The 26944-nt window shown below is 57.5% G+C and carries 22 protein-coding genes; 13 read left to right on the top strand and 9 right to left on the bottom strand.

What is annotated here, in order from left to right; translation table 11 throughout:
- The first annotated feature begins 174 nt into the window (after positions 1 to 174).
- Positions 175 to 2091, top strand: coding sequence for an oleate hydratase (locus DB51_RS06615; RefSeq protein ID WP_338023788.1), 1917 nt, complete (start codon positions 175 to 177; stop codon positions 2089 to 2091).
- Positions 2092 to 2288: 197 nt separating this feature from the next.
- On the opposite strand, the gene DB51_RS06610 is transcribed toward DB51_RS06615, so the two are convergent.
- Positions 2289 to 3104, bottom strand: a complete 816-nt coding sequence (locus DB51_RS06610) for a Cof-type HAD-IIB family hydrolase (RefSeq protein ID WP_034252715.1) — start codon at positions 3102 to 3104, stop codon at positions 2289 to 2291.
- Between the two features lie 326 nt (positions 3105 to 3430).
- Between DB51_RS06610 and DB51_RS06605 the strand changes: the two genes are divergently transcribed.
- The 11 genes from DB51_RS06605 to clpX all read left to right on the top strand — a co-directional run bounded on the left by DB51_RS06605 (position 3431) and on the right by clpX (position 16781).
- Positions 3431 to 4612 (top strand): amidohydrolase, encoded by a 1182-nt coding sequence (locus tag DB51_RS06605; protein ID WP_051867346.1) that lies wholly within the window; start codon positions 3431 to 3433, stop codon positions 4610 to 4612.
- 69 nt (positions 4613 to 4681) lie between these two features.
- Positions 4682 to 6376, top strand: a complete 1695-nt coding sequence (locus DB51_RS06600) for an NAD+ synthase (RefSeq protein WP_051867345.1) — start codon at positions 4682 to 4684, stop codon at positions 6374 to 6376.
- 113 nt (positions 6377 to 6489) lie between these two features.
- Positions 6490 to 6681 carry a hypothetical protein gene (locus tag DB51_RS06595; RefSeq protein WP_034252712.1) on the top strand — a complete coding sequence of 64 codons (192 nt, stop codon included), beginning with the start codon at positions 6490 to 6492 and terminating at the stop codon, positions 6679 to 6681.
- A gap of 138 nt (positions 6682 to 6819) precedes the next feature.
- Positions 6820 to 9195 carry a formate acetyltransferase gene (locus DB51_RS06590; RefSeq protein ID WP_034252709.1) on the top strand — a complete coding sequence of 792 codons (2376 nt, stop codon included), beginning with the start codon at positions 6820 to 6822 and terminating at the stop codon, positions 9193 to 9195.
- Between the two features lie 91 nt (positions 9196 to 9286).
- The gene (pflA, locus tag DB51_RS06585) at positions 9287 to 10168 is read left to right on the top strand and encodes a pyruvate formate-lyase-activating protein (RefSeq protein ID WP_034252706.1); all 882 of its coding nucleotides are present in this window, start codon (positions 9287 to 9289) and stop codon (positions 10166 to 10168) included.
- 213 nt (positions 10169 to 10381) lie between these two features.
- On the top strand, positions 10382 to 11086 hold the full coding sequence (locus DB51_RS06580; RefSeq protein WP_051867344.1) for a DUF3000 family protein: 705 nt from the start codon (positions 10382 to 10384) through the stop codon (positions 11084 to 11086).
- A 70-nt stretch (positions 11087 to 11156) separates the two neighbouring features.
- Entirely contained in the window at positions 11157 to 12461 is a 1305-nt protein-coding gene (locus DB51_RS06575; RefSeq protein WP_432762349.1) for an HRDC domain-containing protein, read from the top strand.
- A 47-nt stretch (positions 12462 to 12508) separates the two neighbouring features.
- A complete protein-coding gene (tig, locus tag DB51_RS06570) occupies positions 12509 to 13885 on the top strand; it encodes a trigger factor (protein WP_034254070.1) in 1377 nt (458 codons plus the stop codon).
- 148 nt (positions 13886 to 14033) lie between these two features.
- Positions 14034 to 14651 (top strand): ATP-dependent Clp protease proteolytic subunit, encoded by a 618-nt coding sequence (locus tag DB51_RS06565; RefSeq protein WP_034252704.1) that lies wholly within the window; start codon positions 14034 to 14036, stop codon positions 14649 to 14651.
- A 3-nt stretch (positions 14652 to 14654) separates the two neighbouring features.
- A complete protein-coding gene (locus DB51_RS06560; RefSeq protein ID WP_034252702.1) occupies positions 14655 to 15326 on the top strand; it encodes an ATP-dependent Clp protease proteolytic subunit in 672 nt (223 codons plus the stop codon).
- 144 nt (positions 15327 to 15470) lie between these two features.
- Positions 15471 to 16781 carry an ATP-dependent Clp protease ATP-binding subunit ClpX gene (gene clpX / locus DB51_RS06555; protein WP_034252701.1) on the top strand — a complete coding sequence of 437 codons (1311 nt, stop codon included), beginning with the start codon at positions 15471 to 15473 and terminating at the stop codon, positions 16779 to 16781.
- 47 nt (positions 16782 to 16828) lie between these two features.
- Here clpX and DB51_RS10210 read toward each other — a convergent pair whose 3' ends face one another.
- Positions 16829 to 17020, bottom strand: coding sequence for a hypothetical protein (locus tag DB51_RS10210; protein ID WP_156958263.1), 192 nt, complete (start codon positions 17018 to 17020; stop codon positions 16829 to 16831).
- A 543-nt stretch (positions 17021 to 17563) separates the two neighbouring features.
- On the opposite strand from DB51_RS10210, the gene DB51_RS06550 reads away from it, so the two are divergent.
- The gene (locus tag DB51_RS06550) at positions 17564 to 18940 is read left to right on the top strand and encodes a collagen-binding domain-containing protein (RefSeq protein ID WP_162174629.1); all 1377 of its coding nucleotides are present in this window, start codon (positions 17564 to 17566) and stop codon (positions 18938 to 18940) included.
- 175 nt (positions 18941 to 19115) lie between these two features.
- On the opposite strand, the gene DB51_RS06545 is transcribed toward DB51_RS06550, so the two are convergent.
- The 7 genes from DB51_RS06545 to DB51_RS10205 all read right to left on the bottom strand — a co-directional run bounded on the left by DB51_RS06545 (position 19116) and on the right by DB51_RS10205 (position 26818).
- Positions 19116 to 20090, bottom strand: coding sequence for a glutamate cyclase domain-containing protein (locus DB51_RS06545; protein ID WP_238548320.1), 975 nt, complete (start codon positions 20088 to 20090; stop codon positions 19116 to 19118).
- A 181-nt stretch (positions 20091 to 20271) separates the two neighbouring features.
- Positions 20272 to 22011: an acetyl/propionyl/methylcrotonyl-CoA carboxylase subunit alpha gene (locus DB51_RS06540; RefSeq protein WP_423773423.1), complete on the bottom strand. Its 1740-nt coding sequence runs from the start codon at positions 22009 to 22011 to the stop codon at positions 20272 to 20274.
- Positions 22008 to 23666: a 5-oxoprolinase subunit B/C family protein gene (locus DB51_RS06535; protein WP_034252695.1), complete on the bottom strand. Its 1659-nt coding sequence runs from the start codon at positions 23664 to 23666 to the stop codon at positions 22008 to 22010. Before DB51_RS06535 ends, DB51_RS06540 begins: the two co-directional genes overlap by 4 nt.
- 6 nt (positions 23667 to 23672) lie before the next feature.
- A complete protein-coding gene (locus tag DB51_RS06530) occupies positions 23673 to 24437 on the bottom strand; it encodes a LamB/YcsF family protein (RefSeq protein ID WP_034252693.1) in 765 nt (254 codons plus the stop codon).
- A gap of 188 nt (positions 24438 to 24625) precedes the next feature.
- Complete coding sequence (locus DB51_RS06525) at positions 24626 to 25432, bottom strand: putative hydro-lyase (protein WP_051867343.1); 807 nt, start codon at positions 25430 to 25432, stop codon at positions 24626 to 24628.
- Between the two features lie 258 nt (positions 25433 to 25690).
- Positions 25691 to 26191: a GNAT family N-acetyltransferase gene (locus DB51_RS06520; RefSeq protein ID WP_034252691.1), complete on the bottom strand. Its 501-nt coding sequence runs from the start codon at positions 26189 to 26191 to the stop codon at positions 25691 to 25693.
- Between the two features lie 378 nt (positions 26192 to 26569).
- Positions 26570 to 26818 (bottom strand): hypothetical protein, encoded by a 249-nt coding sequence (locus DB51_RS10205; RefSeq protein WP_156958262.1) that lies wholly within the window; start codon positions 26816 to 26818, stop codon positions 26570 to 26572.
- Positions 26819 to 26944: the final 126 nt, after the last annotated feature.

The following is a 26944-nucleotide window of genomic DNA, read 5'->3' as shown; positions in this document are numbered from 1 at the left end:
CTGCGTTAATACCACCAATAAGCGGGGTCCGGGCATTTGCCCAGGCCCCCGCTTCGTAGTGGCGCAGGTGGATGCAGAGAGCCGTCTTCCTTCATGTGAAGTCCCGGTTCCCGGGATTGCCGATGGCATTGGGATTCGTTTTGCGCAAGTCCGCATACATCCGATTCGCCTTCTATGCCGCTCTGTGAAAGTCTGCCGCCACCACCGTCCTCATCTGAGATGTATTGCTTCCACTGCCGAAACTTTGCGCTTTGCGGCGAAGCTCAGGATTCGAGGTCTACAGTGGATGCAGTTCATGCAGGGAGTTGTCGAAACCAATGCCGGGCGATTCGACGGATTTGGGATTCAGCGACTGACGGAGTCGACTGCAGGGAATTCATCGAGGAATTACCGGAAGAGGGCAGCGCAATGGCTAAGGCGTACATGATCGGCGCAGGAATCGGCAATCTGGCGGCGGCGGCATATCTTATTCGTGACGGGTATTGGAGAGGCAGCCAGGTCACCATTCTGGGGCTTGACGACCACGGTGCCAACGATGGGAACGACGTAGAGGAATTCACCCGTGAATACGGCCTTTCCGAAGTTCATCGCAGACAGGGCTTCGTCAATCGTGGCGGACGCATGCTCAACGAGGAGACCTATGAGAATCTCTGGGACCTGTTCTCATCCATTCCATCCCTGGATACGCCGGGGCTGAGCGTCACCGAGGAGATTCTCCGTTTCGACCATGCGCACCCGACCCATGATGTCGGCAGACTCATCGACTCCTTCCAAGGCATCCGCAACAAGGGCGATGCGAATGATTACAGCCATATGCAATTCAACAACCGTGACCGCATGCTGCTGAGCAAGCTGATGCTGATGCCCGAATCCGACGAGCGACAGCTGAACGATGTCAGCATCGAGCAATGGTTCGCCACCAGTCCGCACATCTTCCGTACCAACTTCTGGTACATGTGGGAGACCACCTTCGCCTTCAAGAAGAGCAGTTCGGCCATGGAACTGCGCCGCTACATGAACCGTATGATTCTGGAATTCAGCCGAATCAACACGCTCGAAGGAGTGACACGCACCCCCTACAACCAGTACGAGAGTCTGATTCTGCCTCTGCGGGCATGGCTCGAAGACAAAGGCGTGCACTTCATCAACAACACGATGGTGACGGAGTTCGTGTTCAAGGACTCTGCGTTGCGCGATGAGATTCAGGTGACGGGGCTGAAATACCGCATCGTGGCCGGAGAACGGCAGGGTGAGGAGGGCGTGATTGACGTCGCGCCAGAGGACTTGGTATTCGACACGAATGGTTCCATCACCGACAGCGCATCCCTGGGCGATCTGGACACGCCAATCAAGGAGGATATGCGCTATGCGCCCAGTGCGGCCTTGTGGAAGCAGGCAGCCGAGCATTTCTATGATCTCGGGCACCCAGATAAGTTCTTCGGCGACCGTTCCCAGAGCGAATGGACCAGTTTCACGGTCACCACGAATTCGCATCTGCTGATTAACGAGATTGCCGCCATCACCCAGCAGCGGCCGGGCAATGCTCTGAACACCTTCATCGACAGTCCTGAACTGCTCTCATTGGTGGTGCACCACCAGCCGCACTATAAGGCACAGAAAGAGAATGAAGGCGTTTTCTGGGGATATGCATTGAATCCTCGTGAAAGCGGAGTGTTCGTCAAGAAGCCCTTCATCGAAATGACCGGCAGGGAAATGCTGGAAGAAACGCTGTCATTGCTGGCTCAGGCGGATACCCGGGCTTCGGGAATCGCTCAAAGACACGATGAGATTATGCAATCCATCGTCAATGTCGTTCCCGCGCATATGCCATATGCCAGCGCACTGTTCAATCAGCGTTCCGTGGTCGATAGGCCTCTGGTCGTTCCTCGTCATTCCAGGAACCTCGCCTTCATCAGCCAATTCGCGCATCTGCCTTTCGATATGGTGTTTACCGAGCAGTACTCGATTCGTTGTGCTCAGGTGGCGGTGTATCGCTTCCTGGGGATTCCCAGCGACAGATTGACTCCTCTGCATCATTATGAGAAGAATCCGAAGGTGTTGCTGTCAGCCACGAAAACGATGTTCAGATAGGATTCGCGCGCAGGCAAGCGCTGAATGGTTCGATTCGTGCTCGCCAAGGGCACGAATCCTCATGCGATGACGTTTGTGTAGGGATTTTCTCGAAGAATCCATCTATCCGCTTTCCTTGAACGTTGAACTTTCAATGTTCAAGGAAACTCATTCGAGGAGGATGCAGGCAAATCCCTACACAACCGCAGGTGTGGCGGCTATAGAACGTGAAAATGCCGCAGCGCGTTGAGGATGCCGTCATCATCGACTTCCGTGGTGATGTAGTCAGCTGACGCTTTGGCGTTGGGGGTGGCACCGCCCATGGCCACACCGATACCGGCGAAGGCCAGCATATCGGCATCGTTGCCGCCATCTCCAAAAGCGATGGTTTCTTTCGCTTCGAGCCCAAGATGGTCAATGAAACACCGGATGCCCCGCGATTTCCCACCTTCTGCGGGAATCAGATCGGTGAAGGCCCGATGCCAGCGCACCCCTTTGGTATGCGGCAGCTTGCTGACTATCTCCTGCTCCTGCTCGATATGGATGAAGGGACTCATCTGGTAGGTGGGGTGTTCCAATGCTCGTTGCACCGTGTCCACCTGAACGTCGGGCGCGCTTTTGCCGAGCACGGACCATGCGTCACGCAGTGTTTTGTTGTCCTGATTGAAATAGGTGTAATCCACTTCCGCGAAACTGCTTACCAGCGTGGGATGGTTCTTGAGATAGTCGATGAAAAGGCCGATGTCTTCCTTGTCCAGGGTGAGTTCGTCTTTGAACCCGCTGGCGTCATAGCAATATTGGCCATTCAAAGTGATGTAGCCATCGAAATCCACTGGAATCATCCGCTGTGCGGCATGAAGTTGCGAAGGTGCTCTGCCGGTGCATATGAAAATCTTCACGCCTTTGGCCTTGAGATCACCAAGCGCGGTTACTGTCGAATCCGGCACCGAATGAGTATTGAAACTGGTGAGCGTACCGTCAATATCGAAGAATGCCGCCTTGACTGGTGCTGTGGTGTTGGATTGAGCGCACATGTCTCATGCTCCTTGGATCGACGTTGTCCCTTCGCCTTCCGAGACTATCAGCTGACGCCTACGGAAGGTCCGTGGATGCGCGCAGCCCAGCTAACTGGGCGCGCCATGCGCTAGGTGCGTCTTCGCGTTCTTGGCGGTTACTCGCCTCGCCTGTGTGAAGCGCATTGCGCTCCATGTTCCACCGCTCGGCTGCGTGGTCGCGCTGCCACGGGATATTTCCGGCGGGTAGAGTCTAGGTAACGTGCAGACGAGTCCGTCTGCTTTGCGGTGATGGTTCATGCAGATGTTCCATAGACAAGTGAATCCTGTGAGCAGGGGAGAGATGTATGAGTGGTCAAGAGAGCGAGCATTCCGGTGTGAACGCCGATTCCACGGGTGATGCCAGTGAGTTGCTGACAATCCGCAGGTATCTGCACCAGCATCCCGAGTTGGCGTTCAAGGAGTATGAAACCAGCGCATTCCTGAGACAGGAGTTGATGGACCACGGTATTGCGGTGCGTGATATCAACCTTGACAGCGGTGTGTTCGCCCGCATCACCGGTGATCGGCAGGGGCCTCACATCGCTTTGCGCGCCGACATCGACGGTTTGCCGGTGTTCGAGGAGTCGGAATACTCCTGCCATTCCCTGAACAGGGGCTATATGCATGCCTGCGGACACGACATTCATATGGCCGCACTGCTGGGTGCCGCCTTTGAACTCCAGAAGATGAGGGAATCCCTGCACGGAACCATAGACCTGATCTTCCAACCTGCCGAGGAGGTGGGGAAAGGAGCGCAGGCGGTGATGAAGGCGGGTGCGATCGAAGGCGTGCAGGCCATTGCCGGAATCCACAACAATCCCGATTACCTTCCGGGTCAGATTGCCATAGGCACCGAAGCCATGATGGCCGGTTGCGCCCGCTTTGCGGTCAGACTCCACGCCGAAGGCACCCATGCCGGTTATCCGCACAAGGGAACAGGTCCTATGGAGGCGATGGCGACGATGATGCTCTCCACGCAGACCATCGTGAGCAGGAATGCCTCGCCCTTCCACTCCGCTGTGCTGTCCATCACGGAGGTTCACGGGGGGAGCGTGTGGAATGTTGTTCCCGCTGAAGCGGGATTCATGGGCACCGCCAGATTCTTCAGTGAGGAGGACCGGGTGCTGCTGCGCGACCGTCTGCGTGCGCAGATTGCCGGCATCGGCGCGGGATATGGCATCGAGGCGGATGTCGAATGGGAGGATGTCAGCAATCCTCTTATCGGTGACCAGCATCTGAGCGCTCTGGTCGCCGATCATGTCGGAGAGTATGCCTCGCTGCAGAGGATTCAGCCGAGTATGGCAGGCGAGGATTTCTCCGATTACGCCCATGCGATTCCCGCGGTATTCGCATTCATAGGCTCCAACGGGAGGCCCGGGCACCATAACCTGCACAGCCCCAAATTCCTTGGCCTGGATGAATGTCTGCCGACCGCAGTGCGTTTCTACGTCTCCACGGCGAAGCTGCTGCTGCAGCACCTGGGCTGAATCGAGGGGGCGCACTCCTGCTGAGCATCCCGGACATGCGGCTTCAGGCTTCGGGCTTAGGATGGATTCATGACAAGCAGCGAAAGCACATCAGCAGCATCACCCTCTACAGGCCTTCTTTTCGGGTTGGCGCAGATCGACACCTGTGTCGGAGACCTGAAAGGCAACGCCGCCAAGGTGCTTGAGCAAAGCGGTATAGCCGCTGAGCGGGGAGCGCAGGTGGTGGTGTTCCCGGAAATGACGTTGACGGGGTACCCCATCGAGGACCTCGCTTTCCGCGCCACTTTCCGCAAGGCTGCATGGCAGACGGCGAATGACTTGGCGAAGCGTCTGCAGCAGGAAGGCCTTGCCGATCTTTTCGTGGTGGTTGGCACGGTCGGTACCGATCGTGAGCACGACCGTCCGAGAAATCGTCTCGTGGTGTTGCATGACGGCGTGGTGTGGGCCGGTTACGACAAGCACTTCCTGCCTAATTACGGCGTGTTCGACGAATTCAGAATCTTCACGCCGGGGGAGCGCAGCGTCGTTCTGGAGATTCATGGCGTCCGAGTCGGTCTGGCGATATGCGAGGACATATGGCAGGATGGCGGGCCGGTCGCCGAGCTGGCGAAACAGCATATCGACGTGCTGCTGACCATCAACGGTTCACCCTATGAAGAAGGCAAAGGCCACGTGCGGCAGGAGCTGGCCGCCCGACGAGCCGTCGAGGTCAACGCGCCAGTCATCTACCTCAATCAGGTCGGAGGGCAGGATGACCTGGTATTCGACGGTGGCAGCTTCGTGGTCGACCCCGACGGCCAATTGCTGGAACGTTCCCCAAGTTTCCGCGAGGATCTGAGTTTCTGGCAATTGACCTTTGAAGATGGCGACGACGGCAGGCGTCGCCTGGATGCGACGGTCTCTACCAGCAGCCCGGCTCTAGACCCCGATGAGGAAGTGTATCGGGCGTGCGTCCTCGGGCTGAAGGACTACATGGCCAAAAACCACTTCACAGGCGTTTGCCTTGGGCTCTCCGGCGGCATCGACTCTGCGCTGGTGGCCGCCATGGCGGCCGATGCCTGCGGTGGCGAGCACATCTGGGGCATTTCGATGCCGAGCATGTATTCTTCTCTCGGTTCCAAGGATGACGCGGCGGATTTGGCGAAGAATCTCGGAGCCAGGTATGAGATTCAGCCGGTCGAAACGCTGTTCAAGGCGTACCAGCAGCAGCTTCATCTGGAAGGTGTGGCGGCCGAGAATCTTCAGGCGAGGATTCGAGGCGTCATCGTCATGGCCTATTCCAATGCCAAGGGTCTGCTGGCGCTTGCCACCGGCAACAAGTCTGAACTGGCATGCGGGTATTCGACGATTTACGGCGATGCGGTCGGCGGTTATGCGCCCATCAAGGATCTGCTCAAGGTCAGGGTGTGGGACTTGGCGCGGTGGCGGAACCGCAGGGCCGAAGAGCTCGGTGAGCAGCCGCCGATTCCGGTCAATTCCATCACTAAGCCGCCGAGTGCGGAGTTGCGGCCGGGGCAGCAGGATTCGGATTCCTTGCCGGAATACGAGCTGCTGGACCAGGTGCTCGCCGCATACATCGAGCATGCGCACGGCAGGGCGGACCTGCTCAAGGATGGTTTCGACCCCGAAACGGTGGATACGGTGATGCGTTTGGTGGATCGTGCGGAATGGAAGCGCCGTCAGTATCCGATGGGGCCCAAAGTCACGGCTCTTGCCTTCGGCAGGGATAGAAGGCTGCCGGTGACCAACGCTTTCCGCGAGTAGCCGTGAAGATGACAGATAACTGCGCTACAAGGACAGCTTTTCGGAAGAATTTGCACCGTTTTACTGTCCTTGTAGCGCAGTTATCTCATAGGATGACCGATTAAGGAGGAGTTATGAGCAACAACAGCAAGCAGTGGTATTTCAATACGGTTACGGAACAGCCGGAGCTTGGCCCGCAATCGCCAATCAGCCAGCGCATGGGCCCGTATGCAAGCGAGGAGGATGCCCGGAACGCATGGAAGATCGTCGCTCAGCGCAACAAGGAGTGGGAGGAGCAGGACACCAAGTGGAAGAACGCCAAATAATACACAATCTTCGTATGCGGTCCGCTGAATGTGATGTAGCTCACTATTAACTGTCAGAGCTTGCCCAGCTCTGCTCTGTACAATTGTTCACTACAGCGACGTGACGAAGCGTCTACTGAAAAATACCAAGGAGTGTCTATGACAGCAGTTGAATCTACAGCCGTCTCGCAGGATGATCTCAAGGCCAAGGCATGGGAGAGTTTTTCCGCGGGAAACTGGCAGAATGATATAGACGTTCGAGACTTTATCCAGAAGAATTACACCCCTTACGACGGTGACGAATCCTTCCTCGCTCCTGCGACCGAGAAGACGAAGTCCCTGTGGAACTACCTCGACGAGCACTATCTTGCCGTTGAGCGCAGGCAGCGCGTATATGACGTTGAGACCCATATCCCGGCCGACATCGATGCCTTTGCCGCAGGATACATTGACGGTAAGTCGGCGGGCGAAACACAGGATGACGTCATCGTAGGATTGCAGACCGATGTGCCATGCAAGCGTGCAATGATGCCGAACGGTGGTTGGCGCATGGTCGAGCAGGCCATCATCGAAGCCGGTAAAGAGCCCGACCAGGAAATCAAGAAAATCTTCACCCGCTACCGCAAGACCCATAACGACGGCGTGTTCGGAGTGTATACCCAGCGCATCAAGGTCGCCCGCCATAACAAGATTCTCACCGGACTGCCCGATGCCTATGGTCGCGGCCGCATCATCGGTGATTATCGCCGCGTTGCCCTCTACGGTGTGGATGCCCTGATCGCCTTCAAGAAGCGCGACAAGGATTCCGTGCCGTACCGCAACGATTTCACGGAGCCTGAAATCGAGCATTGGATTCGTTTCCGCGAGGAACATGACGAGCAGATCAAAGCCCTCAAGAAGCTTGCGAAACTCGGTCAGGAGTACGGCCTCGATTTGAGCCGTCCCGCACAGACCGCACAGGAAGCGGTTCAGTGGACCTACATGGGCTATCTGGCATCGGTCAAGAGCCAGGACGGCGCTGCAATGTCCATCGGTCGTCTGTCCGCCTTCTTCGACTGCTACTTCGAGCGTGACCTCAAGAGCGGTCTCATCACCGAGACGGACGCTCAGGAAATCATCGACAACATCGTGATGAAGCTGCGTATCGTGCGCTTCCTGCGTACCAAGGATTACGACAACATCTTCTCCGGCGACCCCTACTGGGCGACCTGGTCGGATGCCGGTTTCGGCGATGACGGACGTTCGATGGTCACCAAGACCTCCTTCCGTCTGCTGAACACCCTGACCCTTGAGCACCTCGGACCCGGGCCCGAGCCGAACATCACCATCTTCTGGGACCCGAAGCTGCCGGAAGGGTACAAGCGCTTCTGCGCTCGCATCTCCATCGACACCTCCGCGATTCAGTACGAATCCGACAAGGAGATTCGTGCTCACTGGGGTGACGATGCCGCCATAGCCTGCTGTGTCTCCCCGATGCGAGTGGGCAAGCAGATGCAGTTCTTCGCGGCTCGCGTGAACAGCGCCAAGGCGCTGCTGTACGCCATCAACGGCGGCTTCGACGAGATGACCGGTATGCGCGTCATCGACGAGGGCTACATCGAGCCGGTGACTCCGAACGAGGACGGCACCCTTGACTTCGAGAAGGTCAAGTCCAACTACGAGAAGGCTCTGCAGTGGTTGAGCGAGACCTACGTCCAGGCGCTGAACATCATCCATTACATGCATGACAAGTACGCCTATGAATCCATCGAGATGGCTCTGCACGACAAAGAGGTGTACCGCACGCTTGGTTGCGGCATGTCGGGCCTGTCGATTGCGGCGGATTCCCTGGCCGCCATCAAGTACGCCAAGGTCTACCCGATTTACAACAAGGACGCCAAGGGTACCGACGAGTTCTGCGAGAAGGGTGCCGACGATCTGATCGTCGGGTACAAGACCGTCGGTGAATTCCCCGTCTACGGCAACGATGATGATCGTGCCGACGAGCTGGCGAAGTGGGTTGTCAGCACGGTGATGAGCCAGGTCAAGCGCCTCCCGGTGTATCGCGGAGCCGTACCGACCCAGTCCATCCTTACGATCACCTCTAACGTCGAGTATGGTCACAACACCGGTTCCTTCCCATCCGGGCACAAGAAGGGCGAGCCATACGCTCCGGGCGCCAACCCGGAGAACGGCATGGATTCGCACGGCATGCTGCCTTCGATGTTCTCGGTCGGCAAGATCGACTACAACGATGCGCTTGACGGCATATCGTTGACCAACACCATCACTCCCGATGGATTGGGACGAGACGAGGACGAGCGCATCGGGAACCTGGTCGGCATTCTGGACGCAGGCAACGGCCATGGCCTGTACCACGCCAACATCAACGTGCTGCGCAAGGAGCAGCTTGAGGATGCAGTGGAGAATCCGGACAAATACCCGCATCTAACGGTTCGTGTGTCGGGGTATGCGGTGAACTTCGTCAAGCTGACCAAGGAACAGCAGCTCGACGTGATTTCCCGTACCTTCCACCAAGGTGCGGTAAGCGACTGACCTCTCGGGTCGGTGCAGTGCAGTAGCTGATTATCGTGCGGGGGCGGGGCCTTGGTCCCGTCCCCGCACACCATTGTGGAGGAGGACGTCGATGTCTCAGGTCATGGAATTCCATACGACCAAACCTCACATGCTCAAGGAATCCAAAGAATACCAGCGGCAGACGCTTATGGGCGGTCTGTCCGGCTTTGAGTCGCCGGTGGGCTTGGACAGGCGCGACAGGCTGCGTTCTCTCAAGGACGGCGATATCGGTTTCGTGCATTCGTGGGATATCAACACTTCCGTTGATGGACCGGGGACCCGCATGACGGTGTTCATGAGCGGATGTCCCTTGCGCTGCCAGTACTGCCAGAATCCCGATACGTGGAAGATGCGCGACGGTCAGCCGGTATACCTCAGCGCGATGATCAACAAAATCGACCGCTACAAGGATCTGTTCAAGGCGACGGGCGGTGGCATCACCTTCTCCGGTGGTGAGTCCATGATGCAGCCCGCATTCGTGTCGCGTGTGTTCCGCGCCGCCAAGGAGATGGGTGTGCATACATGCCTCGATACATCCGGCTTTTTGAACAGGAACTACACCGACGACATGATCAAAGACATTGATCTGTGCCTACTCGATGTCAAGTCCGGTGATGAAGACACCTACAAGGAGGTTACGGGTGGGGTTTTGCAGCCTACCATCGACTTCGGCAACCGGCTCTCCCGATTGGGTGTGAAAATCTGGGTGCGTTTCGTGCTGGTGCCGGGTCTGACCGATTCGGTCGAGAACGTCGAGAAGGTCGCGCAGATCTGCGAGCAGTTCGGTGATGTGGTGGAGCATATCGATGTGCTGGGATTTCACCAGTTGGGTCGTCCGAAGTGGCATGAGATGCGCATACCCTACCCGCTGGAGGATGCCAAAGGGCCCTCCGCCAAGCTCAAGCAGCGAGTCGTCCAGCAGTTCGAAAGCCACGGTTTTCTGGTGTATTGATGCATCCGTGTCGTTGATTTCCCGATTGTGTAGGGATTTACGAGTATTCCGAGGGGTGTTGTCAACGAAAAAGGCGCAATTCCAATGGACGTATGCCGCCGAGGGGCATTGTCTTATCAATAATCCCTACACAAACGGGTAAACCGGTGTCAGGGGCAACGATTTGTGGTGTCGTTGCGGGGGAAACGGCACTTTCTCACCTAGCCTTGAACCATGGCAGAGATTTATTCCATTCCCGTGCGTGACGTGGCCTTTCACACCCGTGAATCCGGCGAGGGCGAGCAGTCGATCTGCTCCTTGAGCCGACCTGCAGGTGTCCGCGACGAGTTGTGGTACGCCGTCGAGTCCGTGCATCACATGGTCAGAGTGGAATCCATCGACTACCAGGAGATTCAGGTACCTTCTTCCATGGCTGATGCGGGCATCGGCGTCGAGCTTTCGTGCAGAAAAGACGCATACGACCCATCGGCTCTCGATGGCCTTTCGTATTCGGAGGGCCTACGCGCCTCTCCCGTTTCGTCTGCGCATAAAAGCCAGAACACGGCGAGGTCTCGACTCGCAAGCCCCAGCGGTTGGATCATGGTGCTCTACTCCCATGTTCCGCTTGCGGAATGGGATTCTCAATGGCGCTGCGTGGGATTCTTCACCACCGAGATTGCCGCCCAGGAGCATGACTCGCTCACTGCGGACATGTTTCTGGACGATATGACCGCCCATCTCACCGAGGCGGAGCCGGACAGTGTGAGAGGCACCGTCACCTTGACTCAGAATCGGTCATTCGGCGCCATCGAGCAGGACAACGGCTGTGGTTGTGAGATACGGGTATCATGGACGCCTGCAGGGGTGACATCGCACGGTCTCGACGCAGGTCGACAAGTGCAGATGTGGGCCCGCTTCATCAGAGAGATGGCGTCCTAGACGCCGTACGGCAACGGATGGGCTGATGCCACTATGGCGATGCCCGTCCGAATGCAAGGAGTCAGACGTATTGCTGAGTGAGTATCAGGAGCCCCGACTATTGGCCGAACCTCGTTCCGGGGTTCCTGAGGTCATTGACACGCCTACGGCTTATCGGGAGATGTGTCTGCGGTTCTCACAGGCGCAGGGTTCCGTAGCCGCAGACGCCGAACGGGCTTCGGGCTTCCGTTACGGTCATGAGGACTGGCTCGTGCAGTTCAAACGAGAGGGTGCGGGCATCGCGCTGATTGACCCCGTGGCCTTGCAGGGCACAGGTGCATCCTGGGATATGTTCAACGATGCCGTAGGCTCCGCCACATGGATTATTCACGACTCGTTGCAGGATCTTCCCGGCTACGCGGATCTCGGCATGAAGCCGCAGGCCTTGTTCGACACTGAGCTGGCCGCCAGAATGCTGGGCGCACACCATTTCGGGTTGGCGGCGGTCACCGAGCACTACCTCGGCCTGGTGTTGGCCAAGGAACACTCGGCAGCAGACTGGTCCTACCGACCGTTGCCACGCGATTGGCGCAACTACGCGGCTCTGGATGTCGAACTGCTGATTGATCTGGAAACGTGTATGCGCGCCGAACTCAAGGCGCAGGGCAAGGATTCTTGGGCAGAGGAGGAATTCGCCTGGCTGCTCGAACGAGGTACGGCGCCGAAAGCCCCGAGGCAGGACCCTTGGCTCCGTGTGTCGCACATCACCGACCTGCACCATGACCGCCGTGGTCTGGCGGTGGTGAAGGAACTCTGGACCACACGTGATGCGTTGGCGCGTGAACACGACATATCTCCGAGCCTGCTGCTCTCCGACGCGGCCATCATGGAAGCCGCCAGGATCAAACCCCGCAATCTGCGCACCTTCCGATCCATACGTTCGCTCAATCAACGGGTCCGCGTGCATACCGGCAGCGAGCAGGATCACATGTTCGAGCGATACGCTCCGATTCAGCGCATGGTCAAGCCTTCGGTATGGAAGACGGCCATCGTCAAGGCTCTGAGCATTCCGGATGATGAGCTGCCGGTGCTTCCGGCACGCAAGAAGAGCAATGTGCATGGAGAGGACGGCAACGCGCCGCGTTCGATGAGACTGTGGCAGCAGCGTCATCCGGAGCGATTCGAGCGGCTTGCCAAGGTCCGCCAGGTGGTGAACCAAATCGCCCAGGATACCCGCACTCCGGCGGAGATCATCATCAAACCGCAATACTTGCGGAATCTGTGCTGGGTCGAGGACCCCGAGGGTCTTGACGTGGCAGGCTTCCTCAGCGAGCAGGGTGCCAGGAATTGGCAGATTGGGCTGCTTGCAGAGTCCGTAAGTCGAGCTATCATGTAACGGTTGCCTTGAGGCAGAATACAGAATGTGATGAATTGGAGCGCAGCGTGAAAATCAGCGTCAGGAATCTTGAGCCCACCAAGGTGAGGCTTACAATCACCGCCGATCAAGAGGAGCTCGATCCTTATCTGGATGCGGCCCGCAAGGAGATCGCGAAGCAGGTAAACATCCCGGGTTTCCGCAAGGGTCATGTCCCGGGAAAGATCATCGACCAGCGTGTCGGCTTCGGCTCCGTTATCGGCGAAGCAGTGAACAGCGGTGTTCCGGAGCTTTACTCCAAGGCGCTCGCCGAGAAGGAAATCCACCCGATGGCTCAGCCGAAGCTGGACGTCAAGGAAGTCCCGGAGACCGCCACCGACGACACCAAGCTGAAGTTCACGGCAGAGGTCGAGGTTCGTCCGAAGTTCGACCTGCCCGCAGTCGACAGCTTGGAGATTGAAGTAGCCAAGCCCGAGGTGAGCGATGAGGATGTCAACGCTCGTCTCGAAGCCCTCCGTCAGCGTTTCGGCACTTTGGTGAGTGTCGACCGTCCGGCCGCCAAGGGCGATTACGCCAACATCGATCTGGATGCCAAAATCGGTGACGAGTCCGTCGATTCTCAGGAAGGCGTCAGCTATCAGTTGGGTTCGGCCACCATGCTCGATGGTTTGGACGAGGCTCTCGATGGTCTCTCCGCCGGTGAGGAAACCACGTTTGAAGGCACTCTCGAGGCCGGTGAGCACGAGGGTGAAAAGGCTCAGGTCTCGGTCAAGGTGAATTCGGTCAAGTCCGAAGAACTGCCGGAGCTGGATGATGATTTCGCTCAGGAGGCTTCCGAGTTCGATACTCTTGATGAACTCAAGGCCGATGTGCGCAAGCAAAGCGAAGCCGATGCCGAAGGCCGTCAGGCCACCGTGGCGCGTGACGCATTCATCGCTCGTCTGCAGGAAGGCGTCGACATTCCCGTCCCGAAGGGTGTGAAGGAAGAGATGCTCGCTGACCGCGAGAAGAATGCGCAGAACAACCCGCAGGCTCCTGAAGAGGACAAGGCCGCGGCAGAGGAAGCCGTCGAGAAGGAATTGCGCGATCAGATCGTGCTCGACGCACTTTCCGAGCAGCTCAAGATCACCGTTACACAGGCCGACGTAACGAACTTCCTGGCCTCCATCGCCCAGCAGTACGGCATGGACCCCAGCAACTTCATCAACGCCATCGTCAACAACGGACAGCTCGGCTCCGCAGTGCAGGAAGTCGGACGTTCCAAGGGTCTGCTCGCAGGTATGCGTGCGGTGACCTTCAAGGATACCGAGGGCAACGTGCTCGACCTGAGCAAGTTCCTAGGAGACGAAGCCGAGGAAGAGGAGAAGGAAAGCGTCGAAGCTGCGTCAGCGGCAGCGGCGGTCGCCGATCAGCTCTCCGACAAGGACGAGGCTTCGGCGGAGTAGTAGTTTTCTCAGCGCAGAAACGCAGGCCCCGAAAACCCATGATTCCGTGGGTCTTTGGGGCCTTAGCATAGCCGAGAGCGCAAAGCCGCATGCAGCGTCGATTATGGGCTGTACGCTCGAAACATAACCACACATAGAAGGAGACACGGTGAGCAATTCTCTTGCAACTTCACCGGTTCTGGCTGAGGGTGAATCGTTCTCGCCGACCGATCCGATTTTCAACCGTCTGCTCAAGGACCGCATTATCTGGCTCGGTGATGAGGTCAAGGACTCCAATGCCAACGTCATATGCGCTCAGATGCTGATGCTTGCGGCCGAAGACCCCAGCAAAGACATCTGGCTGTATATCAATTCGCCCGGTGGTTCGATTACCGCCGGCATGGCCATCTACGACACCATGCAGCTTATCGAACCGGATGTGGCGACCGTTGCCGTGGGCATGGCCGCCTCCATGGGTCAGTTCCTGCTGTCCAGTGGCACCAAAGGCAAGCGTTTCATCACTTCGCACGCCCGTGTGCTGATGCATCAGCCTTCGGGCGGTGTCGGAGGAACCCAGACCGACGTCCGTATCAATGCGGAACTCATCATGGACATGAAAAGGACGCTGTCCCAGCTTACCGCTGAGCAGACCGGTCACACGGTCGAGGAAATATACCGAGACAACGAGTACGATCATTGGTTCACTGCCGAAGCCGCTCTGGAGTATGGTTTCGTGGACAAGATCGTGACCACGCCGGGCACGATGAACGCCCAGAAGGGAGAGTGACGAATGGCATCGCAAGAAGCACAGTTCGTCGCACGTGCCGAAAGGCTCGCCGGGGCACGCGGTGTATCCGGGATTCGCGCTGAGAGTCGTTACGTTCTTCCGCAGTTCGAAGAGAAGACGCCATACGGATTCAAACGTCAGGACCCATACACCAAGCTGTTCGACGACCGCATCATCTTCATGGGTGTGCAGGTCGACGATGCGTCGGCCGACGACATCATGGCGCAGCTGCTGGTTCTGGAAAGTCAGGACCCGAACCGGGACGTGATGATCTACATCAATTCTCCCGGCGGCTCGATGACCGCCATGACCGCCATCTATGACACCATGCAGTACATCAAGCCGGATGTGCAGACCGTATGCCTGGGGCAGGCCGCATCGGCTGCGGCGATACTGCTGGCTGCAGGAGCCGCAGGCAAACGCCTGATGCTGCCGAACGCCCGCGTGCTGATTCATCAGCCCGCAATGCAGCAGGACTTCGGCAAAGCCACGGAAATCGAGATTCAGGCGAAGGAAATGCTCCGCCTGCGTGAATGGCTGGAAAGCACGCTTGCCAAGCACACCGGACAGCCGGTCGAGAAGATTCGCAAGGACATCGAAACCGACACGATTCTCACCGCCGCGCAGGCCAAGGAGTACGGCATCGTCGACGAGGTGCTGGAAAGCAGGAAGTAAGACATCCTCCGAATGCAGATGATGCTCATCTGTTGGCGGAGGTACTGTGCAGACGCCCGGCGTCAATACGCAGATCACCCGTTACCCGGTGCACAATAGTGTGCAGGGTGACGGGTTTTTCATCGAATGGCTTCTGGAGGATACATGGGGCGTGTAGTCAGCTACAACGAGGATATTCCACGCTGCGAGTTCTGTGGAAAAACCGAACACCAGGTCCGCAAACTGGTCACCGGCCCGAATTCGGCGATCTGTGATGAATGCATCGAGCTGTGTGTGGACATTATTTCGGAAGAGCGCACCCATGACGTTGAAGTCAACGCCTTGAAGCTGCCGATTCCCAGTGAAATCTTCGCCTACCTCAACCGTTTCGTCATCGGTCAGCAGGATGCCAAGCGCACGCTTGCCGTGGCCGTGTACAACCATTACAAACGGGTCAACATGGAATTGCGCCAGTCCGCGCGACAGATTGACAAGGGCGGTGCGCACCCACAGCAGGATGATGACTTTGACGGCGCGGAAGTCGCCAAATCGAATATCCTCCTTCTCGGACCCACAGGTGTGGGAAAGACCTATCTGGCACAGACTTTGGCGAAGGTGATGAACGTACCGTTCGTGATTACCGATGCCACCACGCTCACCGAAGCCGGGTATGTCGGTGATGACGTCGAAACGGTGCTGCAACGTCTGCTTCAGGCTGCGGACGGCGATGTGGACAGAGCTCAGCATGGCATCATCTATATTGACGAAATCGACAAAATCGCCCGTAAATCAGGTGAGAACACGTCAATCACCCGTGATGTCAGCGGTGAAGGCGTCCAGCAGGCCCTGCTGAAAATCCTCGAAGGCACCATCGCCAGCGTCCCGCTCGAGGGGACGCGCAAACATCGCGACCAGGAAACCGCGCGGATAGACACCCGTGGCATCCTGTTCATCTGCGGGGGAGCTTTCGTTGGGCTGGACCAGATTGTGGAGCGGCGTCTGGGAAAACACGAAAGCGGTTTCGGCGCCTCGTGGCATACCGTTCAACGTGACCCGGAGACGATGCTGAACGAAGTCAGTGCAGACGACCTCTCCGAATTCGGATTGCTGCCGGAGTTCATCGGGCGTCTTCCTGTGGTGAGTGTATTGCATGAACTGAGCGAGCAAGAGCTCGAACACGTGCTCACCGACCCCGCAAACGCTCTGGTCAAGCAATACAAGAAGCTCTTCGCCAGTGACGGCGTGGAGTTGCGCTTCACTGACGATGCTGTCGAGCGTATTGCTCAAACCGCCATGGAACGAGGTGTGGGGGCCAGAGGCCTGCGGTCGATTATCGAGAAGACCTTGGAATCGACGATGTTCGAGCTTCCCGAATTGCAGGATGTCGAAGCGATTGTGGTCGATGGCGAGGCCATCGACGGCAAGACTGAGCCACAGCGTGTGGTGGCGGAGCGCCGGCATCGCAGAGCCGCCTAACCGAATACCGTCGCTTCCGCCCCGAACAGGAGCGGCAAAGCCGGGTGCTAGATGATGGCATCGAGGCCATGAGAGCTGACGGTGATGTTCGCGCCTTGCCCAAGCAGCCAGAGGTGGAAATCGCAGATGGGAACCGCGCCGAGCGTTCCGGCCGGCGCACTGACGGAGTGCAATGTGTCCCATGCTCTGGTGGCTTCCCTTTCGCACAGTGGGATGCTGCATCGTAGACGAGTGTTCAAGAAGACCCTCCTGTCGGATAACGCGACATAATGGTAAGAGTATTGCCCATGCACGTTACCTTTTCCTGAAGAGTTCCTGTGCTGTGCATTAATGTTCCAACCCTCGCAGCGTCATACGAGTGATGCATGTCATCGATGGGATATCCCCGATATTCCAACGCGATTGAGACTATGAGATCCGTTGCCTCTGCGCATTTTGAGATGTGTCAGAAACGCCGATCCGGAAATTTGCTATCCTGAACACTGACGTATCAGGGGAAGCATTCTTAGACATATCACCATCTGGAGTGCAGTGGTATATGGGGGTTCTGAAATGCTCATCTCATCCGAGGGGAATCGAAGCGAGCGAGGTTGTAAGGAAATCGCTGGCTGCGTACACGGGTCTGTTTACAGAACATAATGCTCTGTACCCAAACACACGAACCAAATCGGCGGTGACCTGCTAGGGAAAATCCCATTCACGATGAAGGTTCGTGTGCATCAACATGTGTTCTTGCGCTGAATCGACTATATTGAGCAGCGCCTTGCTGAATGGAAACAATCATGAACAATCAACGAAATACTGTTTTACGCCATCGAAGGCTGACGATGGGTCTGGGAGCCCTAATCGCAGCAGGTGCAACGGTAGGCGCATTGATTCCACAGATGTCCGCATCGGCAGATCAGGAGCATTTCCTGATGCAGGACTATATGCAGTGGAATGTCGTTACCTTAGGTGATGCGCATCTCTCCGCTGAGTCGGAAGGAGCGGTTGCTGTCGGAGGGACATTGAGCTTCCATAATTCAAACACAGCTACCCAGCAGAGCGCCAGGAGTGGCGGTTCCGGCGTTGGGTTGCTCGCCAACAACGTCGATTTTTCGAATTCCGCTGCACAATTGAAAGTGCTCAGCGGTTCCATACGAATAGGGGATGCTGCTCAGTCGGATGTGCTGAACAGAGACGGCAACAATGCTCAGATGCACACTCGTGTGGTCAGCAAGGGTGCCGGTCCGTCAGGCGACCCGAGCATTGTGGCCAACAACTCGATGGAGGGGAGCGAACAGGTAACCAGCCCTACGCTGTTCTCCAGCCTGTTTTCCAAGAGTTCTGCGGAACGGCTGGCGCAACAGATTGCCGTGTATCCACAGACGGATACGCATGGGGTACAGGCCTCGGTCAGCATATCCGGAACGAAGGCGGTAATTGCTCTTACCGAGGGGAAAACGAATTATTGGCCCGTCGATGCGGGCACGCTCGCCGGAATCACGGAACTCTCCTTCAGTGGCGCTTCGCCGAACGTGGATGCAGGAACCTTCCTCGTCGTCCCCATATCGGGCTCAGCAGTGACCTTCAATCTGACGCTGGCGGGTGCGCGAGATCCCGGCGCCATGCTGTGGGTGGCGCCGGAAGCGAACAGCATCGTGCAATCCGGAGATTCGCTGGATGGTTCCATACTGGCGCCGAAAGCCCATCTGGACAAGCGTGCGGCGAATATTCAGGGAACCATCGTAGTGAATAGCGGTACCTTCATGGGGTCCGAACAGCATTACTTCCCGTACAAAGGGAAGGTGCCGCCGGTCGTGCCAACCGATCCGGTGACACCAGTGATTACGACCACTCCCGCAACGCCAACCGAAACGCCGAGCACACCAACCGAAACGCCGAGCACGCCAACATCACCTGCGACCACGCCAACGGATAGCAATACACCGACACATTCAGAAACTACGACAACGACGACTCCCGCAACAGCTCTGACAACCACAACCACAACTCCGGCGGCCTCGGCAAGCAGCAACAAGAGCAAGGCCGGAACCTTGGCCCAAACAGGAGGCAGTGGGGCAGTGCTAGGTGCCGGTGCGGTCATGATGGTCTTCGTCGCATTGGGAATGGGCGTCATAGCTTTCAACCGTTCCCGTGGGCATAGCAGCGACAGGTAGCACCCGTGATGTGCCACGCCGCGGCATGCATTCAGGTCAAACGGACCACAAGGGGTTTGACCTGAATGCGGTGAATCGGTTGATTTGGATGGTTCACACAGTCCTGTTTCGCATCGGATTGCCGTGCGCCATCAATCTTCTCCGTGTAGGGCAATATCGCCTTCAGGCGGCATCTTCACCAATGTCGACCTTGGGCAATCCTGGAGATGTACCGTATCGTTCCGAAGTAGTCATCCCCTCTGAGTCCGTCGACGCTGGGGACATTGTCGTGCGTGACGCCGTCGATGCTTCCCTCGGCAACTAGTGCAGACAATACCTCGTGATGCCAGGAGTCTTCGAGCAGATGTTCGACCTGTTTGTGCCCCAGAACGCGAAGAGCACCCACCAGTGCATGGGCTGCCCAGTTCGAGGTGCCGCCTATGATGAGCTCGTCAGTGGAGACCGAGCAGCCTATTTCATCTCCGTACCGTACGAGTCGTTGCATGTCCTCGGCCAGAATTTTGCCCATCCCGATTTCGTTGCCGCCGTCGCCGATGCCGATGCTGTGCAATCCCAGACCCGCCAGACGAGACAGCGGTGCCGTCCACTCCTTGATGCATGCCGCTCTCATATTCCGCGGAAGTCCACCATATGAAGGACCCACTCGTTCGACGAAAATCACCGTGTCGATATGCTCGATGCGTATCAGTTCCATGATGTCCTGCAGCCAGGTTTCGAAGGTTTCGTCCACGGGGGCAATCAACACATGATTGTCGGGCAACACTGTCGTCGCAGAAGGTCTGAGGACTCCTTCACAGGGTGTGTCACTGACTAGCCATGCATCGCCGCCTATGGCGCGAAGAGCCGCGCACAATTCCAAAGCACCCACAGGACCGTCCGTCTCAGCGGCGGGCCGCACTGCGGAGGGCACATAGAATCCTGTGACCACGAAGGCTTTCGTCTGTGGATTGGATGCCAGAAACCGTGCGGCTGTGAAGAGTTCACCATAGGTCAGTACCGCCAACGATTCGCTTCCGCGGCCGACATCGTGGGCGGCCTCAGCCTCTATTCTCGATATGGCGCGTCGTTGGAGAGCGGTGTGGATACGAGAGGTCAACCACTGTTTGGGCGACAGGCGTTGTCTAGGGACCGGGCGCTGTGTTGAAGGCAAGCGCTGTGTTGAAGGCAAGCACGGTGTTGTGATGGAGCGCTGTGTTGAGGTCAAGCGCTGCGGCGAGGGCTTTGCCGAGGATGATGTGCGGTTATATTGCTGTGACATGGTCACCCTTCCTGCGCAAGGCGTAGCGCTTGCGATGTGCTTTCCGGCTGAGACGAGCGAGTGAAGGCGCTTGTCATGAGACGATTCGGCCTATTTCGTCGTCGAAGGAGATGCTGTCGCCGGGGTGTCGGGATTGTTGCAAAACGCCGGATTCCAAAGCCGTGATTTGTGTCTCCATTTTCATGGCTTCGACAACCGCCACCGGGTCTCCGGCTCTCAAGATGTCACCATCCTCAACAAGCCAGCGGACCAGAGTGCCGGTGATGGTGGAACGGATGCTGCCGGGGTCCGGTTCGACGGTTGCCGGCTGTGCATGCGCAGTGCCGGGTTGCTGAAGAAGCAGGGAATCGGGGAGCCCGATTCTGAGTTGTCTGCCGTCGATTTCAATCCAGCTTCGCAGAATATTCGGTGAGGCGGCACGGTCCGCAAATTCCTGTGGGTCGGCGTCTTTGAGAAACGATTCCTCTATCCATCGGGTATAGACCCCGAGATGATCGTTCGAGACGAAGTCGGCGCTTTCGAGAATTTTCCGGTCGAAACCGATAACCGTAGGAACCCCGCCTATCCGCAATTCACTCAAAGCCTTTCTGGCTCTCCTGATGCATTGCTCGCGATTCGGAGCGTAGACGATGAGTTTGGCAAGCATGGAATCGAACTGCGACGATACGGTGGAATGTCGGCGCGCTCCGGCGTCAAAACGCACTCCCGGACCACCTGGTACATCGAGTTCGGTGATGGTTCCGGGGAACGGTATGAACCCATGGGCAGGGTCTTCGGCGTTGATTCTGAATTCCATCGCGTGACCATGTTCTAAGACTTCGAGCCCTTCAATGGACTCGCCCTCGGCGATGCGGAACTGTTCGATGACCAGGTCGATGCCGCTGGTTGCCTCGGTCACGGGATGCTCCACCTGCAATCGGGTATTGACCTCCATGAATGAGGCCAGACCGTCAGCGGATAGCAGGAACTCAACGGTTCCGGCACTTACATATCCGGCCTGCCGACAAATCGCTATCGCCGACTGTTTCAGGTGATCGCTAATCTCCTGACTCAGAAAGGGGGCCGGGGCTTCTTCGACGAGCTTCTGATTGCGGCGCTGGAGCGAACAGTCGCGAGTCCCCACGGCGATGGTGTGACCAAGTGCATCTGCGAGTATCTGGACTTCGACGTGCCGTGGTTTATCGAGAAACCGTTCGACAAAACTCGAGCCGTTACCGAAAGCCAATTCAGCCTCGTGTGTGGCGGATGCGAAGGCTTCGTTGATGTCCTCGAGGCGGCGGACCACTTTCAGACCTCGCCCGCCGCCGCCATACACGGCTTTGATGGCCAGCGGCAGCCCGTGGGTTTTGGCGAAGTCCACCACCTCTTCCGCATCCGCTACGGGGGATGTGGTGCCCGGAGCCATCGGCGCCCCGACTTCCGCCGCGATACGACGGGCCTGAACCTTATCGCCCAGCAGTCGTATCACTTCCGGCGGCGGCCCTATCCAGACCAGACCGGCATCGATTACAGCCTGGGCGAAATCCGCGTTTTCCGACAGAAAACCGTACCCGGGATGGATGGCATCAGCATTGGCTCGCACCGCCAGTTGGATGATGTTGCCTATATGCAGATAACTGTCCTGCGGTGTGCGGCCTTCCAAGGGATAAGCCTCGTCGGCAAGCTGCACGAAAAGCGCGTCGACATCATCATCGGCATATACGGCTATGGAGGTGCGGCCGGTATCGGCGCAGGCGCGAATGATTCTTACGGCAATCTCGCCACGGTTGGCTATGAGCACTCTGTTCACTGCACGTTTCATTGCACTGTTCATTGTGTAGACTCCTTGGTGTTGTTGACCGAGTGATTCACGAATCGAATCAAGGCCCCCGCAGGCATCTGAGCGGCCGTGTCCACAGCTTCCGGGTCAAGAACCGCGATTACCGGGTACCCGCCGGTCACTGGGTGGTCGCGCATGAATATCACGGGCTGGCCGCTGCTGGGTACCTGAATCGCGCCGGGGACGGTGCCTTCGCTGGGCAGCTCGTCATCGGTGTTGCGTTCCAGAGTCTCGGCGCCTTGCAAACGCAGTCCTACGCGGTTGGATTGAGGGCTGACCTTCCATACCTGTCGGAACAGAGCGTCAAGACCGTGCCTGGTGAACCATTCGTCCCGAGGGCCCAAGCTCACGGCTAGTTCGGTAATCTGACCTGCGCGTGGCATCTTCGGCCATGGAAGACCGGGGGATACGGTGCCGAGACTCCGAGTGCCGATTTCGAGTCTTGCGCCATCGCGCAGAACCGCCGGGCCGAGTTGCGACATGGTGTCCGTCGAGGCGCTGCCCATCACCTGACTGACGGCGATGCCTCCTTGCACGGCCAGGTAGTTGCGTAGGCCCGAGCTTGGACTTGATACGGTCAATGTCTCACCGTCGCGCAGTACCACGGCCTCTTGCCGAAGGACGTCAACAATCGCTGTGTCGGGAGTATCGCCGGAATGTATGTTCACCCTCACCGGTGCGCCGGTGACGGCGACCACCAAGTCGCCTTCCGCGATGAAGATGAAGTTTCCGCCCGTGATTTCGATTACGGGCGTGGTTTCAGGATTACCCACCAACTCATTTGCCAGGTGGAATGAGAAACGGTCCATGGCACCCGATTCGGATACGCCCATATTCGCAGCGTTCCTGCCTTCATCCTGAACGGTGCTGAACAATCCGGCGTGAATCACCCGAAGGTGGCGGCGCTCGCGTTTCCTTCCATGCGGCATCGTCGTGGAGAGCTTTCCATCCTCGGTCGAAGGTGTCTGGTGGTCAGGGCCGGGCGTCTGCGAGACGGAAGTCGGCCGGAGTGGAGCCGCCTCTGTCGACACGAGGCGCTCGCGCGAAGGCACGAAGCATACGGTGTCTCCTGGTCGCAGCAAGGCTGGAGGGTCGCGTCTCTCGTCCCACAGATGTTGAGCGGTGGTGCCGATAAGTTGCCACCCACCGGAACTTGCTCTGGGATAGATGCCGCTGAAGGTTCCGGCGAGACCGACCGCTCCTGAAGGCACACTGACGCGGGGAGTGCTTTTCCTCGGAACATCGAATAGTGGGTCGCCGTCGGCAAGATAGCAGAATCCGGGTGCGAATCCGCTGAATGCCGCAGTCCATGGATGCCCCGCATGGCGTTGTATCAGTGAATCGCTTGATATTCCCATGATTGCGGCGACCTCTTGCAAGTCATCCCCGTCATATACGACCGGTATGACGACGGTTTTGCCCTTGGGAGGCACTGTATCGTCCATGGGAATATCCGAAAGTGCGGCCTTGAGTTCCGTCTCGTTGGTTATCGCAGGCTCGTAGGTGATTAGCAGCGTTTGTGCGGCTGGCAGGATTTGAACGATTCCGGGCAGGGCGGCGCTGGTCACGGCAGTGAAGGCGGATAGGGTGGATGCCAAATCGGGGAGTTCAAGCAGAAGCGCTGATGTGCCGACGGTGAGGAGTCGCATGATTCTTCACCGCTGCGTGAATGAGGCCAGGCGGATGCCATCTGCTGACAGTCGACGATGAATGGACTCCGCCATCGTCACGGCTCCGGGAGAGTCACCATGAACGCAGACGGAATCCGCCGAGACCCGTATCCTTGAGCCGTCGATTGCCTCGATATCGCCGGTGCTCACCAATCGTGACACTCTTTCGGCAACTCTATCCGGGTCGGTTATCACAGCATCGGCCTGTGTACGTGGAACAAGATGGCCTTCGGGCGTGTAGGCCCTGTCGGCGAAGGCCTCATGGAATACTTGCAAACCCGACCGGTCTGCCAGGGTGCCCACGATCGAATCGGGAAGCGTCAGCAGGGCGAGCTCAGGGTCTATGGCCAGAATGCCTTGGATGACGGCCGATGCCTGTTTCTCATCGTCGACGATGCGGTTGTATAGGGCACCGTGGGGTTTGACATAGCGGACCTCGACTCCCGTGGCCCGCGCCAGCCCCTGTATCGCCGCGATTTGGTACTCCACATCGGCTTGAAGAACATCCATGGGCACGTCGATGGAACGTCTGCCGAATCCGGCCAGATCACGATACGAGACATGAGCGCCAATGCTGACATGGTGCGCATGGGCCCCCTTCAATGTGTACAGCATCACCGAGGGGTCTCCTGCATGGAAGCCGCATGCGATGTTGGCACTGGAGATGAGACGAAGCATCGAATCGTCGTCGCCCAGCCGCCATCTGCCGAAGCTCTCACCCATGTCGCTGTTGATATCAATGCTTGTCATACGGTATCGGGCTCCTTTGTTCTGGATTGAGCTGTGCTGCGAGGATGAGAATGCTGGGATGCGGAATTGGTGGGTCTAGTGAAGGATATCGGGGATGCGGGTGGACCAGGGGAGTGCGAAGCTGCCGCGAAGAGGGTTGTCGTCTTTTGCCGGTCGTCTCCAGCGCGTCGTTTTCTACATGACCTCCTCTACACCATGTACCGCTGGTCTGGAACATCGGTGATGAACATATGACCGGGTGCATGGGTGATGGCGAAGGATGGTTTGGAGGCCATCACGGCCGCCTGCGGTGTGACGCCGCACGCCCAGAACACGGGGATATCTCCGTCTTCTAGAACAGGGGCATCGCCATACTGCGGTGATTGCAGATTCTCGATACCGATGCTTCTGGCATCGCCGACATGTACAGGGGAGCCGTGCACGCTGGGATAGTAACCCGAGATTCTGACGGCATCCGCGATGCGATTCGGTTGAATGCCACGCATGGAGACCACCATGGATGAGGAGAAGACCCCGGCACTGCTGCATGGAATCGAGGTGTCGTACATCGGCACATTGCGACCGGCATCGATATGATGCATCGCTATGCCTGCCTCCATCAAAGGAAATTCAAAGGTGAAGCTGCATCCAATCAGAAAGGTCACCAAATCGTCACGAGTCTGCCATATGTCGGATATGTCCGTGACCTCGTCAACAAGCTCTCCGTCTTGCCAAATACGGTATTTCGGTATGTCCGTGCGAATGTCGGCGTGCTCCGCGATGCGAGGTCGGGTCTCTCCTGTATCCAGCACTTCAAGAAGAGGGCACGGCTTGGGGTTGCGCTGTGCGAAGAGCAGAAAGTCGTAGGCATAGGCTTTGGGAAGCACAATCATATTGGCCTGCGCGAATCCTCGTGAGATGCCGGCGGTGGGTTGAACGTCACCTTCGCGGAATCTTGCTCTCGCCACGGCGGGGCTGCTCGTCTCGTTCAGTGTGCGCTGTTTATCGCCGCTCATGTTCCGCCTTCTCTCGCATCCCGTATCACCATCCACGAAGTAGGCTCCACACTAGAAGTGTCATGCTCATGAAACATTTCGGACTGACAACGGGGATGTTACCGAGCGCAGACAAGCGCTCCTGTGACGGCACTTCGTCGGCGAACTCGCGTTACATTGCCTGATGGCAACGTGGAAAACGCCAAGGGGTGGTCAAGGTCTTGTCAGAAGACACCGGGAACCCATCTGGCCAGGTATCACACCAGCTTCATGGGTGATTTACAGCGTGATGCGGGTGAAGTATTCCAGTTCGTCCTCATGGTCGATGCGGGCACCGTTCTTCAATTGGACGGCCAGGCTGGCACGATTTGTTTTGAGCACGCTCATATACACCTCGTTCTCGTCTATGAGCGTTTTCGCCTTCAGCAGGCACAGGTGCAGTCCTTTCGAAGCGTAGCCACGTCCTCGATATGCGCGCGCAATGCCATAGCCGATGTGGCCCGCACCACTTCGCAGGTGCGCATTCAGGCGATGTCTGAGGTTGAAGATGCCGACAGCGTTGTCGTCATCATCGAGGAGCACGAATTTCGTGGCAGGCACCCACCCTTTATGCAGCACTTTTCCATGTGCGATATCTTCCAGAGTGTGAAGATAGCGGGGGATGTCCTCTCGTTGCATATTCCATGCATCATTTTCAAAACCGTTCTCATCCTGCGGAAAGGATGACACCAGGTCAAATACCTTGTCGGCGTCAAGACGCCACATCTCTATCAGCTGCATACGATAGAGACTACAACGGCATGGCAGAGTCCTGGCCTCTATTGGCTACATTCACATGCTGCATGTATCAAGGTACGCCATGTGTGGTGGAGTGCTGCCAGTTTGTTGGCCTGCAGCGAACAAACTATACGACATGTATGATTAACGACATCATGTTTCTGGCATGTTCCCTCCGCGTGGGGTGCGCTGTGCTGTGTCACGGAAGTCCTGACATATAGCAACAACAATTTGGCGGTTTTGGCGGGGCGGTTTTCCGGTCGCGGGGGGGGGTGCTGTTTTTGACATCCCTAGGGTGGTGCTGAGTATGCGTTGGTTAGATTCTTGTGATGTTGCTGGTGGCTCACAGGTGAAGAACAGAATTTCCGTTCTTCTTTGTGTTCATCTTGTAGCGTTCATGTTCTTGGCTGGTGTGTTGGTGATGGTGCGGACGGAGCGAGCGGTGGGTGGGGAGGTGGAGCTGGGGCCTGATGGGTATTTCAGCACAATGTCAGCTGGTGAGATGCCGATGCGGTCAATTACTAGCGAGGCTAATGCTCGTAAAGTGCTGTTCGGCAGGTCGGGGTCGTTGGCGAATGCGGCGTACATCGCTGGTGTCAGCACCGAGACAGCGGCCCAGGTTGATGGCAAGTATCTGGTGTTGGGTAAAGGCCCCGCGGACCCTAAGAATCGTAATCCACAGCCGCCCACATATGCTAATTGGGCGACTTCGTCGACGACTCGATTGGCTGCGAATGAGGTGTTGTTGTGGGCTGA

It is taken from the genome of Bifidobacterium crudilactis, assembly GCF_000738005.1.
Lineage (GTDB): Bacteria > Actinomycetota > Actinomycetes > Actinomycetales > Bifidobacteriaceae > Bombiscardovia > Bombiscardovia crudilactis.
This window is presented reverse-complemented; position numbering and strand designations above follow the sequence as displayed.